This is a genomic window from Pseudomonas sp. WC1 (assembly GCF_050586565.1).
Classification (GTDB): Bacteria; Pseudomonadota; Gammaproteobacteria; order Pseudomonadales; family Pseudomonadaceae; genus Aquipseudomonas.
In genome coordinates, this window is record NZ_JBOBDQ010000091.1 from 1 (window position 1) to 15,149 (window position 15,149).

Annotated in this window: 10 protein-coding genes and 1 pseudogene; 2 read left to right on the forward strand and 9 right to left on the reverse strand. The window is 67.3% G+C overall.

Annotated elements, in window-relative coordinates; genetic code table 11:
- Positions 1–53: 53 nt before the first annotated feature.
- The 9 genes from ACQ4OD_RS25480 to ACQ4OD_RS25520 all read right to left on the reverse strand — a co-directional run bounded on the left by ACQ4OD_RS25480 (position 54) and on the right by ACQ4OD_RS25520 (position 13,784).
- Entirely contained in the window at positions 54–1,130 is a 1,077-nt protein-coding gene (locus ACQ4OD_RS25480; protein ID WP_102684450.1) for an autotransporter domain-containing protein, read from the reverse strand.
- Positions 1,131–1,449: 319 nt separating this feature from the next.
- Positions 1,450–2,232 (reverse strand): endonuclease/exonuclease/phosphatase family protein, encoded by a 783-nt coding sequence (locus tag ACQ4OD_RS25485; RefSeq protein WP_258700991.1) that lies wholly within the window; start codon positions 2,230–2,232, stop codon positions 1,450–1,452.
- A 165-nt stretch (positions 2,233–2,397) separates the two neighbouring features.
- Positions 2,398–4,551, reverse strand: coding sequence for a glycogen debranching protein GlgX (gene glgX / locus ACQ4OD_RS25490; RefSeq protein WP_430945155.1), 2,154 nt, complete (start codon positions 4,549–4,551; stop codon positions 2,398–2,400).
- Between the two features lie 156 nt (positions 4,552–4,707).
- Complete coding sequence (locus tag ACQ4OD_RS25495) at positions 4,708–4,950, reverse strand: DUF2934 domain-containing protein (RefSeq protein ID WP_139672120.1); 243 nt, start codon at positions 4,948–4,950, stop codon at positions 4,708–4,710.
- 17 nt (positions 4,951–4,967) lie between these two features.
- Positions 4,968–7,742, reverse strand: a complete 2,775-nt coding sequence (locus ACQ4OD_RS25500) for a malto-oligosyltrehalose synthase (protein WP_258598569.1) — start codon at positions 7,740–7,742, stop codon at positions 4,968–4,970.
- Positions 7,739–9,808 (reverse strand): 4-alpha-glucanotransferase, encoded by a 2,070-nt coding sequence (gene malQ, locus ACQ4OD_RS25505; protein WP_430945156.1) that lies wholly within the window; start codon positions 9,806–9,808, stop codon positions 7,739–7,741. Before malQ ends, ACQ4OD_RS25500 begins: the two co-directional genes overlap by 4 nt.
- Positions 9,805–11,547: a malto-oligosyltrehalose trehalohydrolase gene (gene treZ, locus ACQ4OD_RS25510; protein ID WP_139672109.1), complete on the reverse strand. Its 1,743-nt coding sequence runs from the start codon at positions 11,545–11,547 to the stop codon at positions 9,805–9,807. The genes malQ and treZ overlap by 4 nt, the downstream gene beginning before the upstream one ends.
- Positions 11,548–11,561: 14 nt before the next feature.
- The gene (glgA, locus tag ACQ4OD_RS25515; protein WP_102684443.1) at positions 11,562–13,121 is read right to left on the reverse strand and encodes a glycogen synthase GlgA; all 1,560 of its coding nucleotides are present in this window, start codon (positions 13,119–13,121) and stop codon (positions 11,562–11,564) included.
- Positions 13,122–13,616: 495 nt separating this feature from the next.
- Positions 13,617–13,784 carry a DUF6026 family protein gene (locus ACQ4OD_RS25520; protein WP_219730232.1) on the reverse strand — a complete coding sequence of 56 codons (168 nt, stop codon included), beginning with the start codon at positions 13,782–13,784 and terminating at the stop codon, positions 13,617–13,619.
- A 161-nt stretch (positions 13,785–13,945) separates the two neighbouring features.
- Between ACQ4OD_RS25520 and gnd the strand changes: the two genes are divergently transcribed.
- Positions 13,946–14,965 carry a phosphogluconate dehydrogenase (NAD(+)-dependent, decarboxylating) gene (gnd, locus tag ACQ4OD_RS25525; RefSeq protein WP_256591471.1) on the forward strand — a complete coding sequence of 340 codons (1,020 nt, stop codon included), beginning with the start codon at positions 13,946–13,948 and terminating at the stop codon, positions 14,963–14,965.
- Positions 14,966–15,149, forward strand: a pseudogene (locus ACQ4OD_RS25530) (glucose-6-phosphate dehydrogenase); the annotation flags it as partial.

The window sequence follows — 15,149 nt, forward strand, 5'->3', positions numbered from 1 at the left end:
GCGGGGGTCTATCTTTGTGGGAGCCGGCTTGCCGGCGATGAGGCCGAGCCTGCTTACCAGCGCATCCTGACCCCCAGGCTGCCGATCAGCCCATTGAGGTCATTGTCATCCACATCGGAGCTGTAGTCGGCGCTGACGAACAGCGCCACGTTCGGCGTCACCCGGGCCACCAGGCCCAGCCCCAGTTCCACCGTGGCGGCGCTGCGCGAGCTGGAGATCTTGTCCACCTGGTCCAGCTTCACCGGGTCGGCGTTGCTGAAGTCGTACCAGACGTTGGTGCGCACATAGGGTTCGATGGGCATGCCACGCACCTCGTAGCGCGCCGACAGCTTGGCGCCGACCCGGCCGCTCCAGCTGGGTTGGCTGTCAAAGGCCTGCAGGGTCTCTTCCTGCACCTGGCTGCCGGGGAAGAACTGCTGGTTGATCAACTGTGCCTGGGGCTCGATCACCCAGCCGGCGCCCAGGCCAATGGGGTAGCCGCCCTCCACCGAGAAGGTCATCGCGTGGCCACTGTCGTCAAGGCGCTGGCCGGCCTGGGAACGGCCGTTGACGTCGATGCGCGTGCCCATGGCCACGGCGTCCACGTGCCAGCCCTGTTCGTGGGTCATGCTCCAGTACACGCCCAGGCTCTCGCCGCTGAGGTTGACCGCGTCGCGCTGCTTGTCGCCGAGCAGCGGGCGCATGCCATTGAAGCTGCTCTGCAGGTTGTTGTGGCCGACGAAGATGCCGGCGCGGTGCACGTTGCCGGCGCTGGTTTCACGCACGAACAGGTCCGGGCCGATCATCATCTGCTGGCTCGGCGCCTCCACCTGCGCCGGTGGCTGGGCGCCCGGGCGCGGCGCGCCGGGGAAGAACTGCGCCCACTGGCTGGCAATATGATCGCTGTCGGGCTGGCCGTGGCGCTCACCCATGCGCTCGGAAAAGGCGCTGAGCATGCCCTGGCTCAGGCCGCTGGCGCTGACTGGATCGAGCGATAGTCGCGGCACCTCGGGTTGCGCCAGGAAGGGGGCGAAGGGCTCGCCCTCCTGCAGTTCGAACGCGAAGGTTTCCACCGGGGTTGCCAGGAGCAGCGACGTGGAAACCGCACAGAAAAAAGCGTCGAAGCGCGAGGGATTCGAGGTGCTTTTCATGGCGGATCTCCTGTTGTGTGTGAAGTGAACAGCCCGATACCTGGCCTGATGTCACGAGCTGTACGACAAGAACAGGGGCGACCCAAACCAGCGCGCCAGCTTCTTGGAACGCGCACGAGGGCGCGAGCTAGAGGCCCGGCACGAGATTTTCCATCTGGTGATTACTGTTCAGCTAAGGAGAGGACGGCGCTTGCGTCAAGAAAGCGTGAAATGATCGCGAAATGCCTGTTTGGCTACACAAATTATTGAATCAATTGGAAATTGATTCCCGCATATCGACAATGGTGATTTGCCGCCACGCCGCTATGCCGAATCGTTGCTACAAGCGTACCTCCACCGCCAGTGGCAAGTGATCGGACAGGTGGGTCCAGGGTTTGTTGCCGAGGATTCTCGGCGCGTGGCTGTCGGCATTGCGCAGGTACACGCGGTCCAGGCGCAACAGGGGCAGGCGGGCGGGGTAGGTGCGGGCGAGCAAGCCATTATGGCGCTCGAAGGCCTCGTGCAGGTCGCGGTGCAGGCGCAGGGTGCGGTTGCCGCGCAGCCGCCAGTCGTTGAAGTCGCCGGCGATGATCACCGGGGCGTCGGCGGGCAGGGCGTCGAGCAACTGGCGCAGCAGGTGCAGCTGCTTCTGCCGGTGCCGCTCGAGCAATGACAGGTGCACGCAGATGGCATGCACCTGCTGCTGGCCGGGGACGTCCAGTACGCAGTGCAACAGGCCGCGGCGCTCGGGGCCGGTGATCGACACGTCGAGGTTGCGGTGCTCGATGATCGGGTATTTGGACAGCAGCGCGTTGCCGTGGTGGCCGTCGGGGTAGACCGCGTTGCGGCCGTAGGCGAAGTCGCTCCACATGCTGTCGGCGAGGAACTCGTACTGTGAGGTCTGGGGCCAGCCGGGGTAGCGTGCGGCGTGGCGGTCGTGGCTGCCGAGCACCTCCTGGAGGAACACGACATCGGCCCCGGTGCTGCGCACCGCCTCGCGCAGCTCCGGCAGGATGAAGCGTCGGTTGAAGGCGGTGAAGCCCTTGTGGGTGTTGACCGTCAGCACCTTGACCCGGTGCACGGCCGGGGCCTGGCTGACGCTGGCGAAACCTGGACTGCTCACGACGGCTCCTGTTGACACGTCCCTGTAGGAGCGGATTCATCCGCGATCACCCGCGAAGCGGGTGCCCTGCATCGCGGCGTCTGGATCGCGGCTAAAGCCGCTCCTACAGGGGGCAGCGTTGGCGATCAAAGCTACAGTGTAGGACCGAAAAGGCCCATTGCAGGTTCAGTCCTCCTCCCGCTGCAACACCATCAGCAGCAACGACCGCCCCTTGACTTCGAACACCGTATCGAACGCCAGATGCTGCGGCTTGCGCAGCTCGGGCCGGTCGGTGTCGACCAGGCAGCTCCAGTAGTCGCCCTCCGGCACCGCCGGCAGGGTGAACGGCACCACGTCGTGGTAGGCGTTGACGATCAGCAGCATGGTCGCCTCGGCGCCGGGCCGGGCGATGCCGCTGACCTGGGCGCGGCCATCCATCAGCATGCCCAGGCAACGCCCGTGCGGATCTTCCCACTGCTCGACGGTCATCTCGCTGGCGTCCGGGGCCAGCCAGGTGACGTCCTTGACCCCGATCGCCTCGTTATAGTCGCCGACCAGGAAGCGCGAGCGGCGCAGGATCGGATAGGCCAGGCGCAGCCGGGTCAGGCGCTTGACGAAAGCCATCAGCGCCTGGCCGTCCTCGTCCAGGTCCCAGTTCACCCAGCCGATCTCACTGTCCTGGCAGTAGGCGTTGTTGTTGCCGTGCTGGGTGCGGCTGAACTCGTCGCCGGCGACGATCATCGGCGTGCCCTGGGCCAGCAGCAGGGTGGCGAAGTAGTTGCGCATCTGGCGCATGCGCAGGGCGTTGATCGCCGGGTCGTCGGTGGGGCCTTCGACGCCGCAGTTCCACGACAGGTTGTTGTCGGTGCCGTCCTGGTTGTTCTCGTCGTTGTCCTCGTTGTGCTTGTCGTTGTACGACACCAGGTCGCGCAATGTGAAACCGTCGTGGGCGGTGACGAAGTTGACCGAGGCGTAGGGGCGCCGGCCGCGGTTGTTGAACAGGTCGCCCGAGGCGGTGATGCGCGCGGCGAAGTCGGCGAGCATGCCTTCATCGCCTTTCCAGAAGCTGCGCACGGTGTCGCGGAAGCGGTCGTTCCACTCCGCCCAGCCCGGGGCGAAGTTGCCCACCTGGTAGCCGCCCGGGCCGCAGTCCCAGGGTTCGGCGATCAGCTTGGTCTGGCTGAGCATCGGGTCCTGGCGACAGGCGACGAGGAAGCCGTGGCGCTCGCTGTAGCCGTCGTGATAGCGGCCGAGGATGGTCGCCAGGTCGAAGCGAAAGCCATCCACATGCATCTCGCCGGCCCAGTAGCGCAGCGAGTCGGTGACCAGTTGCAGTACCCGTGGATGGCTCATGTCGAGGGTATTGCCAGTGCCGGAATCGTTGATGTAGAAGCGCCGGTCGTCGGGCATCAGGCGGTAGTACGAGGCGTTGTCGATACCGCGCATCGACAGGGTCGGGCCGCGTTCGTTGCCTTCGGCGGTGTGGTTGTAGACCACGTCGAGGATCACCTCCAGGCCTGCGTCGTGCAGGTGGGCGACCATCTCCTTGAACTCGGCGATCTTGCCGCTGGCCAGGTAGCGCGGGTGGGGGGCGAAGAAGGCGATGCTGTTGTAGCCCCAGTAATTGTTCAGGCCCTTGTCCAGCAGGTGCTGGTCGTTGACGAAGGCGTGGATCGGCAGCAACTCGATGCTCGACACGCCCAGCTCCTTGATGTGGCCCAGCAGCTCGTCGTTGGCCAGGCCCGCGAAGGTGCCGCGCAGGTGCTCGGGCACCGCCGGGTGGCGCATGCTGATGCCGCGGGTGTGGGCTTCGTAGATGATGGTGCGCTCCCACGGGATCGACACGCGCTGGTCGCGGCCCCAGGTGAAGGCCGGGTCGATGACCTTGCACTTGGGCACGAACGCCGCGCTGTCACGCTCGTCGAACGACAGGTCGCCGTCGGGGTGGCCGATGGTGTAGCCGAACAGCGCCTCGGACCATTTCAGCGTGCCCACCAATTGCTTGGCATAGGGGTCGATCAGCAGTTTGTTGGGGTTGAAGCGGTGGCCGTTCTCCGGTTCGTAGGGTCCGTGCACCCGGTAGCCGTAGACCAGGCCCGGGTGGGCGTCGGGCAGGTAGCCGTGGTAGATCTCGTCGGTGTACTCGGGTAGCTCGATGCGCTCGATTTCGGTTTCGCCCGTGGCGTCGAACAGGCACAGCTCGACCTTGGTGGCGTTGGCCGAGAACAGGGCGAAGTTGACCCCAAGGCCGTCCCAGGTGGCGCCGAGGGGGAAGGGCAGGCCTTCGCGAATGCGCGATGGGGCGACGGAGCGGGTTTTCTTCGGGGTGCGGGGGCTCATGGCGGTCCTCATGGTCCGTGGTCGGAAGCGGGGCCGCTGTGCGGCCCATCGCTGGCAAGCCAGCTCCCAAAGGTACAGCGGTACCTGAGAAGTCTGCACGGACCCTGTGGGAGCTGGCTTGCCAGCGATGAGGCCGGTACAGGTACTACGACGAATTCAGACTGCCGGCTTCTTCACTGCTCTGGTTTTTTTCACCGGGAGCGGTTTTTCCACGGGGGGAGCGGCCTTCGGCTTGGCCGCTGTCTTCTTGCGTGGTGGCGCCTTGGGGGCCAGCGCTTCGGCCTCGGCCAGCTTGCGCGCCTTGTCCCAATGTTCCGCCTCGCGCCCCTCAGGCTTACCCTCCGACTCCCAGATCTGATACGCGAACTCGCGAATACGCTTTTCATCGACACTCATCACGACGCTCCTGAATACAGTTAGGCATGATCAATCAACACATTGACCGGAAACTCGGCCAGCACGGTGCTCAACATCAGCTCCCTTGAAGGGGTGACAGCACCGCCGCCGAAAAGTCCCGAACAGTTGGCAGGCGACAAGGCAAACGGCAGTACAAGCCGGGTATCGTCCCAGTTCTGAGCCGGGATCAACGGGGTGGCGGCCGGGCCCAGCAGGGCGCTGGCCAACCGTGGCACGACAATGATGGCGCGTTCGCCCTGGCCCAGGCGGGCAAAGGCCAGCACCTGGTCGGCGTGGCGGCCCTGCACGGTCAGTGGCAGATAGGCGCCGCGCTGGAACAGCTCTGGATGGGCCTGGCGGGCGTCCAGCACACGGGCCACCAGGGCCTGCTTGATGCGGCCATCGCGCCAGTGAGCGAGCAGCTCGGCCAGGGGCGTGCCATCTTCGAGGCTGGCGCGCCTTGCCGGGTAATCCACCGGGCGACGGTTGTCCGGGTCGACCAGCGAGAGGTCCCAGTACTCGTTGCCCTGGTACAGGTCCGGCACGCCGGGGGTGGTCATGCGCAGCAGGCACTGCACCAGGCCGTTCAAGGCGCCGGGGCAGGCCAGGCGCTGCGCGGCTTCATGCAGGGACTGGCGCAGCTGCTGGTTTTCCTCGTCCAGCAGCAGGCCGTCGACGTAGGCCGCGCAAGCACGCTCGTAGCGTTCGTTGGGGGCCGCCCAGCTACTGCGCAGCTTGGCTTCGCGCAGGGCCTTGCATTGCCATTGGCCAAGGCGTTCGGCGTAGCATTTCAGGGCTTGCGGGGCATGCAGGTCGAGGTCCAGCGGCCAGCTGCCGAGCAGCGTCTGCAACAGCAGCAGCTCGTCGCCGGGGCTTGGCGCCTGCCCATCGTCCAGTTCCTCACGCAACGGCGCTGCCAGCTCGCGCCAGTGCTCGACGCGGCTGGCCAGCCAAGGCGCGCGTTCGCTGAGCACGGCCAGCCGCGCGCGGCAGTCCTCGCCGCGTTTGTGGTCGTGGGTGGCGGTGGCCAGCAGGTTGTCGGGAAAGTCGCGCAGGCGGCGCTGGGCTTCGTTGTGGAACCAGGCCGTATCGGCGCCGAAACGCTCGGCGTCGAAGCCCACGTCGTTGCGCGACAGCAGCCGGGCGGATCGATAGAAGGCGGTGTCCTCCACGGCCTTGGCGGCGCTGGGAGCGGTCAGTTGCTGGAAGCGCACGCAGGCGTGGCGCAGGTGCTTGCGCGGCCGGCCCGGCGGCAGGTGCCGCCAGGGTTGGCCACCGAGCCAGCGTTCGAGCTGATCGAGCAGCGGCCAGTCGGCCTCCCCCAGCGACTGGCGCGCCCCGGCCAGCGCCTGTTGGAAGAACGCCTCGTCCTCGGCGGGCCGGCCGCAGGCGTTGATGTAAGTGCGGTACACCGGGTAGTGCTCGACCAGCGCCTGCAGCGCCCGGCGAATGGCGCCGAGGGTGAGGTCGCGGGTCATCAGGTCGTCGCGGGCCACCTGCAGCAGGGCCTGGGCCACCGACTCGCAGTCGCCGGCCAGGCTGGCGTTGAGCACCAGGTGCCGGGCAATGCGCACCTCCTCGGGGAAATCGGGACGCTCGCTGGTGCTGCGCCATAGTTCGTCCAAGGCGGGCTGGCCCGCAGGGTCGTGCTGCAGCAGCGACACCTGGTTCATGAACTCGTAGCCGGTGGTGCCGTCGGTGAGCCAGTCGCGGTGCAGGTGTTCGCCCGCGCCGAGGATCTTTTCCACGTAGATCGGGAAGTGCGCCAGCGCGGCATCGACGGGGCGTCGCGCCAGCAGCGAATCGACCCGGCGGCGCAGGTTGCGGCAGTAGCGGCGCGGATCGGCGAGGCCGTCGATGTGGTCGATGCGCAGGCCATCGACCAGGCCGCGCTGGATCAGCTCGAACAGCTTGGCGTGGGTGGCCTCGAACACCACGGCACGCTCCACGCGCAGGCCGCCGAGTTCGTTGATGTCGAAGAAGCGCCGCCAGTTGATGTCGTCGGCGGCGGTGCGCCAGCTGGCCAGGCGGTAGGTCTGGCGCTCGAGCAGCAGGTGCAGGCGCTTGAAGCCTACTTCGCCGCGGCTGTCGAAGGCAGAGAGGGCGGGTTGCGGATCCGCGCCGGCGGCGGCCAGGCGCGCCAGTTCGCGGTGTAGCGGCTGGGCCTCGGCCAGAGGGTCGGCCGCCTCGCCGAGGGCGCTGAAGTGCGCGGCCAGTGTTTGCAGGCGCGGGTCCTCGGCCTGGCCGAGGATGCGTGGGTAGTCCAGTGGGCAGATCGGGAAACGGTGCTCATGGTGGGCGACTTCGAAGCGCCCGTGCTGCGCATCGAAGGTCAGCGGGATCTCGCCGTTGTGCAGGGAGGCGCCATAGTCGCTGCCGAGAAACGGCAGCAACAGTTGCCCGGCCAGCAACGGGTCGCTGGAATGCCACTGGATATCGAAGAATTCCGCGTAGGGGCTGCGCCGGCCCCAGGCCAGCAGGCTCTGCCACCACGGGTTGTCGGCGCCGCCCACGGCCATGTGGTTGGACACAGTGTCGACGATCAGCCCCATGCCATGCTGGCGCAAGGCGGCCACCAGGCGTTCGAGCGCCGCCTCGCCGCCGAGTTCGGGATTGACCCGGGTCGGGTCGACCACGTCATAGCCGTGGCGCGAGCCTGCGCGGGCGGTGAGGATGGGCGAGGCGTAAAGGTGGCTGATACCCAGCCGGGCGAAATAAGGCACCAGCGGTACCGCGTGGTCGAGGGTGAAGTCGCTGTGCAGTTGCAGGCGCAGAGTGGCGGTCAAGGGTTTCATCGGTCACGCTCCCAGGCTTGTTCGCGGGCCTGGGCCAGCAGTTCCAGGCGCCGGACGGCGTCCTCGTCGTCCAGCAGTTCGCGTACTGGCGCCTTGAAGCGGCGGCGCCAGTTGGGATGGCCGGTGGTGGTGCCGGGCAGGTTGGGTTGCTCGTCGCTGCCCAGCAGGTCCTCCAGCGGCACCAGCACCAGCGGTGCGCGGGTATGGCCGACGTAGCGGATCGCCGCGTCGATCAGCGCCGAATCGTCGCGCAGTGGCCCGTAGTTCTGCTCCAGGGTGCGGCGCAGGCCGTCGCGCTCCAGGGCCCGGGTGTGGCGCCAGTGCAGCTCTGTGGCGGCGTCGATCAGTTGCAGGCGATGGCTCCAGTCGATGTCACGGCTGGCCAGCCAGCCGGCGAGTGGGGCCAGGTCATGGGTGCCGGTGGTGGCCAGGGCGTTGTCCGGCCAGTCGAGGATCGGCGTGAAGCGCCCGGGCGGCTGCTGCTCGAACGGCAGCACGCGCATGCCCAGCACGGCCTTGTCGGCCAGGCGCTCGCGCAGGCCCTCGGGCACGGTGCCCAGGTCCTCGCCAAGGATGATCGCCTGGTGTCGCACCGACTCCAGCGCCAGCAGGCGCAGCAGGTCGTCCAGCGGGTAATTCAGGTAGGCGCCTTCGCTGGGCCGGGCACCACGGGGGATCAGCCACAGGCGGCGCAGGCCCATCACATGATCGATGCGCAGGCCGCCGGCATGGGCCAGGTTGGCCCGCAGCATTTCGATGAAGGCGCGGTAGCCGTTGCGCCGCAGGCCTTCGGGAGAGAACGCGCAGATGCCCCAGTCTTGCCCGGCGCGGTTGAGGATATCGGGCGGGGCGCCGACGTTGAGTTCGGCCAGCAGTTCGTCCTGGCGGCTCCAGGCCTGGCTGCCGGCACCGTCGGCGCCCACTGCCAGGTCGGCGATCAGGCCCACGGCCATGCCGTTGCCGCGCGCCGCGTCCTGGGCCCGTTGCAGGCTGCGCTCGGCCAGCCACTGGCAGAAGGCATGGAACTCGACCCGGGCCGGGTAGGCGTTGGCGAAGGCCTCGACCTCGGGGTCGTAGGGGTTGTGCCAGGCCTTGGGCCAGTTGCGCCAGTCCGCGCCCAGGCCGCTGCTCACCGCTTCGGCCTGCAGTACTTCGAAGCGGCAGTGGTGTTCCAGTTGCTCGCCGGCACTGGCGCGGAAACTGTCGAAGTCCGCGCGCAAGGGGTGCTCGCCCTGGCTGAAGTGCCGGTAGAGCGCTTCGAGCAGGCGCAGACGGGCATCGGCGGCCCTGGGCCAGTCCACCAGCGTATGCTGCTCCAGCGCTTCGAGGGTCGCCTCCAGGCCACAGGCCTCGATGGCCATGCGCACTTCGCGTTCGCCGAAGACCACGCCGGGGCTGGCATAGAGCACATTGAGCAGCAGGCGGCTGGAGGGCGAATAGGGGCTGTAGTGGTGCTGGTCGAAGGCCGACAGGGTGTGGATCGGGCTGATGGCCAGGGCATCGGCGCCGCGCTCGGCGGCGTGGCGCGCCAGTTGTTCCAGTGCCAGGCAGTCGCCAAAGCCGCCATCGCCGGGGCGCCGCAGGCTGTACAGCTGCACGGCCAGGCCCCAGCAACGGGGCGGGGGTTGCTCCACGCAGTCTTGCAGGGCATGGCAACGCGCCGGTGCCACGGCCACGGTGCAGGTCCGGCCATCGATATCCAGGCGGTGATAGCCCAGGGGCAACCCGGCCGGCAGCCGCGCCTGGGCGTCCAGGGTCAGGCTGCGCTGGCTGCCGTCTTCCAGGCTGCAGCGCACCTGGCTGGCGGCGCTGAAGTAACGCTGCAGGTCGAGGGGCTGGTCGATGTCCACGGTCAGCAGCGGTGGCAGGTGCTCGCTGTCTTCGGCCTGCTCCACGGCGCGCAGGCTGGCGTCGATGTCGGCGGCGTTGCCGGCCGGGTGGCCAAGGCCGGCGAGCACCAGGCGCAGCACGTCATCGCTGACCTGCTGCGGGCGGTTATTGGCGTCTATCCAGTCGCGGGCCAGGCCTGCCCGGGCGGCCAGGCGGTGAAGGGGCTCTGCGCTCATGGCGTCTCCTGGTCGGGGGGCAGCAGGCTCACCACGCAGCTGTGCGCGGCGAGGCTCGAGTCGGGGTGGGCGTTGTCGCTGCTGTCGAACAGGCGGCGGGGCAGTGCCGGCAAGGTGACCGGCTGGGGTTGGGTATCGAGGTTCAGGTCGATGCGCAGCTGCTGGCCGTCGCCCAGGCGCCAGCGGGCGGTCAGCGCCTTGGCGCCGAGTACCTCGCAGCCCTCGGCGCGAGTGCCGGGCAGATGTGGGGTGACGTGACGCCTGCGCAGTTCGAGAAGTTGCTGGTATAGGCCGTGCCAGCCGGCCAGCACCTCCTGTTGCCGCGGCCGGGAGGTCTCGAAGGTGGCCTCGGCATTGGGGTCGGGTATCTGCTCGCGCTTCTGCGGGTCGGCGAAGGCCTCGAAATGAGCGAACTCACCCCGGCGACCTTCACGCACGGCGTCGGCCAGCGCGTCGTGGAAGTCGGTGAAGAACAGGAACGGCTTGCGGCTGCCGTCGTCGTCGCCCATGAACAGCAGCGGGATCATCGGTGCCAGCAGCAGCAGGGTGGTGGCGGCCTTCAGGGCCTGCGGCGGACAGAGCCGGGACAGCCGTTCGCCCAGGGCGCGGTTGCCGACCTGGTCGTGGTTTTGCAGGAACAGCACGAAGGCGCTGGGCGGCAGATGGCCGCTGGGCTCGCCGCGGGGCCTGCCGTGGCGGTCGGGCTGGCCCTGGAACACGAAACCCTCGGCCAGGCAGCGTGCCAGCTGGTCGATCGGCCGGTCCTTGTAGTCGGCGTAGTAGCCTTCGGTTTCGCCTGTCAGCAGTACGTGCAGGGCGTTGTGGCCGTCGTCGTTCCACTGCGCGTCGAAGCCTTGCTCGAGCAGCATGGCCTGATTGTGCTCGTTCTCCAGCACCAGCCAGACCTGCCGCCCAGGCTCGACCGTGGCGCGTACCCGCTGGGCCAGCTCGACGAGAAAGTCCGGCTGGTCGATGGCGTGCACCGCGTCCAGGCGCAGGCCGTCGCAGCGGTAGTCGCACAACCACATCAGGGCGTTCTGGATGAAGAACTCGCGCACCTCGGCGCGGCGGAAGTCGATGGCCGCGCCCCACGGTGTCTGGCGGTCTTCACGGAAGAACGGGCTGGCGTAGCGGTGCAGGTAGTTGCCGTCCGGGCCGAAGTGGTTGTAGACCACGTCCACCAGCACCATCAAGCGCTGGCCATGGGCGGCGTCGACCAGCGCGCACAGGTCCTGGGGGCGGCCATAGCTGTGCTGGGGGGCGAACGGCAGCACGCCGTCATAGCCCCAGTTGCGCTCACCGGGGAACTGCCCCAGCGGCATCAGCTCGATGGCGCTGATGCCCAGCCCGGCCAGGCGTGGCAGCACCTGGGCCACGCCGTGGTAGCCATCAAACAGGCCCACGTGCAGCTCCTGGATCACCGCCTCGTGCCACGGACGGCCTTGCCACGCGTGGTGCCACGGGTAGCGGCTGATGTCCACCAGCTCGCTGGGCCCATGCACGCCCTCGGGCTGGCAGCGCGAGGCCGGGTCGGCAACCCGCTGTTCATCGTCGATCACGAACTGATAGCGCTCGCCCGCCTGGCAAGGGGCGACGCCGGTGTACCAGCCATCGTCGTCGGGCAGCAGTGCCACGGGCGGCTGCTGGCCGATCGCCACGCTCACGCTGCGCGCATCCGGCGCCCACAGGGCGAAGCGCGCCGACGTGGCGTCCAGCAACTGTGCGCCATGCTTGTGCATCGTCGGCTCTCCGCTCAGTAATGGGCGTGCTGCGTCTGCTTCACCAGGTCTTCGTACAGGCGCGCATAGGGTTCCACCGCCTGGCACCAGTTGAATGGCTGGGTCATCGACAGGCAGCGCATGGCATTGAGCAGGTGCTTCTTGCCGTACACATAGAAGGCGCGGCCCAGGGCTTCGCGATAGCTGTCCTCGGTGGAGTCGTTGAACAGGAAACCGGTCACGCCGTTCTCGATGGTGTCGGCCAGCCCGCCGGTGTTGCGCGCCACTGGCAGCGAGCCGAAGCGCTGGGCGTACATCTGGCTCAGGCCGCAGGGCTCGTAGCGCGACGGCATCAGCAGGAAGTCGCTGCCTGCGAACATGCGCCGGGCGTCGGTCTCGTTGAAACCGATGCGCACGCCGATGCGGCCGGGGTGACGCAGGGCCAGTTCGCGCATGGCCTGCTCTTCCTCCGGTTCGCCACGGCCGATGATGGCGATCTGGCCGCCTTGTTCGACGATGTAGTCGGCCACCCCCAGGGTCAGGTCCAGGCCTTTCTGGTAGACCAGCCGCGAAACCACGGCGAACAGCGGCCCCTCGCTTGCTTGCAGGCCGAACAGCGCGCGTACCTGGTCGGCATTGCGCGCCTTGCCCTCCCAGTCGTTGATGCTGAAGTTGTGGTCCAGGTGCTGGTCGGTGGCCGAGTCCCAGCTTTCGTCGATACCGTTGGGGATGCCGCCGAGCAGTCCCTGCTGGGCCTTGCTGGCGAGAAAACCGTCCAGGCCGCAGCCGAACTCAGGGGTGGTGATCTCCCGGGCGTAGGTGGCGCTGACCGTGGTGATATGGCTGGCGTAGGCAAGCCCGGCCTTGAGGAACGACAGCTTGCCGTAGAACTCCATGCCTTCCTGCTGCATGGCGTGGTCGGGGATCGCCAGTTCAGGGCTGCAGCCGCGGCTGTATACGCCCTGGTAGGCCAGGTTGTGGATGGTGAACAAGGTCGGGGTGCTCAGGCCGCGCCAGTGCATGTAGGCCGGGGCCAGGCCGGCCGGCCAGTCGTGGGCGTGCACCAGGTCGGGGCGCCAGTGGGCCATGCCTTCGCCGGCGGCGATTTCCGCGGCGGCCAGGCCCAGGCGGGCGAAGCGGATGTGGTTGTCGGGCCAGTCGCGACCGTTGTTGGCGCCGTAGGGCGTGCCGTCGCGCTGGTACAGCTCGGGACAGATCAGCACATAGATCACCAGGCCGTCGGCCAGATCCATGCGGCCGATCTTGCACGGCGGCAGCGCGGCGTGGCCGCCCAGCTCGCCGACGATGTGAATGGGGTTGTCGCTCTCGACCACCTGGCGGTAGCCGGGGATCAGCACGCGCACATCGTGCAGGTGCGCCAGGGCACGGGGCAGGGCAGCGGACACGTCGCCCAGGCCGCCGGTCTTGACCAGGTCGGCAATCTCCGAGGTGACGAACAGGATCTTGCGTTTGTTCGGATTGTGCTGGCGCTGCGCGCCGGGTGCCTTGACTGTCGGGGCGAGTGCCGATGGCAGCGGCTCGCGGTTATCCGGGTTGAATGACTCTACGTGAGGTTCGACAGCGGCACTGATCATACTTCTCTCCGTCCCTTGTTCTGTTTGCTTGGCGTTGGCGTTGGCTCGTGGGTCTGCTCTCTGATCGTTGTTGCATCTTCGTAGTGCATTCCTTGCCCCAGATTCGTGCGCGCAGGCACGACACGCTCGGCATTCCCGCCGAAAGACGTATGGACTGGTTGGGGTGTGCGGGCCTGGCGTCAGGCAGTCCTTTGCGTCGGCCCTACTTAAGTCCTGACCTGCCCGTGTTTTGGAAAGTTCGACTTTTTTACGTCACTTTTTCCGAGCAAAACGCGGGCCGAATCTGGAGTGTAGGAGACGAAGCGGCATGAAAGTGACCCGTTGGTCATTTTTGTCGCGACTGTTTAGACGCGCAAACGTTGGCGAGTTGTTGCAAAATATGAGGCTAGCCAGCGTAGGCGCAGCGGATTCGCGACAGACGCGGCACAACGCAATCAGGAAGGGAAGCTGAGGCGAGGTGGGAGCCTGGCAGCTCCCACGCAGAGGGGCGGTGAGTCAGAGGCCGGCGGCCTTGCCTTGCAAACGGGCCTGTTCGAGCAGCAGGTTCAGCTGGGCGACCTGCTGGCGCAGGTGATCGCGCTCATCCTTCAACTGGCGCAGCTCATCGCGGCGCACGGTGACATAGAGGGTCTGGGTGGGAGTGGCAGGCATCAGGGTTCCCATGGGCACACCTCGCATGGCTGGTGACATTTTGAAGCGTAGACGCTTCACGCGGCGCGCATTCTGAATTCTTTGCAGGCCCTTGGGAACTTTTTTGTTTATCGTTGTCGCCCCGTTCGTCGGTGAACCCTACGCCAGAACGCTGGACTAATCTGAAATCTTCAATTGTTGTAAAGCAAAACCAACGGGAGCGTCGGCACATGCAACTGGGAATCATCGGGCTTGGCCGCATGGGCGGCAATATCGCAAGGCGCCTGATGCGCGCAGGTCACAGCACTGTGGTCCACGATCGCAACCGCGAAGCCATCACCACCCTGGAAGGCGAGGGGGCCGTCGGCGCCCACGACCTCGGTGCGCTGGTGCAGAAACTCAAGGCGCCGCGCGCGGTGTGGGTCATGCTGCCCGCCGGCGAAATCACCGAGCAGACCATCGCGCAACTGGCCGACCTGCTCGAGCCGGGCGACGCCATCATCGATGGTGGCAACACCTTTTACAAGGACGACGTGCGCCGCGCCGCAGAGCTGGGCAAGCGTGGCCTGCACTACCTCGACGTCGGCACCTCGGGCGGCGTGTGGGGCCTGGACCGTGGCTACTGCATGATGATCGGCGGCGAGAAGGCGGTGTTCGAGCGCCTGGAGCCGCTGTTCAAGGCCCTCGCCCCGGGCGTCGGCGACATTCCTCGCACCCAGGGCCGCAGCGGCGAGCACGAGCGCGCCGAGCATGGCTATATCCACGCCGGCCCGCCCGGCGCCGGTCACTACGTGAAGATGGTGCACAACGGCATCGAGTACGGCCTGATGCAGGCCTACGCCGAAGGTTTCGACCTGCTGCGCAGCAAGGGTGGCCCGGAACTGCCGGAAGAACAGCGCTTCGACCTCAATGTCGCCGAGATCGCCGAAGTGTGGCGCCGCGGCAGCGTGGTCACCTCCTGGCTGCTGGACCTGACCGCCGACGCGCTGGTCGCCGACCCGCAACTGACCGAATTCAGCGGCTCGGTATCGGACAGCGGCGAAGGGCGCTGGACCATCGACGCCGCCGTCGAACAGGCCGTGCCGGTGCCGGTGCTGTCCAGCGCGCTGTTTGCCCGCTTCCGCTCGCGCCAGCAGCAGGGCACCTACGGTGACAAGATCCTCTCCGCCATGCGCCTGGGCTTCGGCGGCCACGTCGAGAAAAAGAAGGACTAGATGACTAGAACGACCATCCCCGCGGCGCCGCCATGCACCTTGTTCCTGTTCGGCGCCAACGGCGACCTGGTCAAGCGCCTGTTGATGCCGGCGCTGTACAACCTCAGCCGTGACGGCCTGCTCGACCGCAACCTGCGTATCGTCGGGGTCGACCACAACCCGGCCACGGCCGAGGACTTTGCCG

What these genes read in the sequence shown, in the direction of transcription:
- malQ (WP_430945156.1), bottom strand. Translation starts at nt 9,808, where the DNA reads ATGAGCGCAGAGCCCCTTCACCGCCTGGCCGCCCGGGCAGGCCTGGCC.
- ACQ4OD_RS25500 (WP_258598569.1), bottom strand. Translation starts at nt 7,742, where the DNA reads ATGAAACCCTTGACCGCCACTCTGCGCCTGCAACTGCACAGCGACTTC.
- glgA (WP_102684443.1), bottom strand. Translation starts at nt 13,121, where the DNA reads ATGATCAGTGCCGCTGTCGAACCTCACGTAGAGTCATTCAACCCGGAT.
- glgX (WP_430945155.1), bottom strand. Translation starts at nt 4,551, where the DNA reads ATGAGCCCCCGCACCCCGAAGAAAACCCGCTCCGTCGCCCCATCGCGC.
- ACQ4OD_RS25480 (WP_102684450.1), bottom strand. Translation starts at nt 1,130, where the DNA reads ATGAAAAGCACCTCGAATCCCTCGCGCTTCGACGCTTTTTTCTGTGCG.
- treZ (WP_139672109.1), bottom strand. Translation starts at nt 11,547, where the DNA reads ATGCACAAGCATGGCGCACAGTTGCTGGACGCCACGTCGGCGCGCTTC.
- ACQ4OD_RS25520 (WP_219730232.1), bottom strand. Translation starts at nt 13,784, where the DNA reads ATGGGAACCCTGATGCCTGCCACTCCCACCCAGACCCTCTATGTCACC.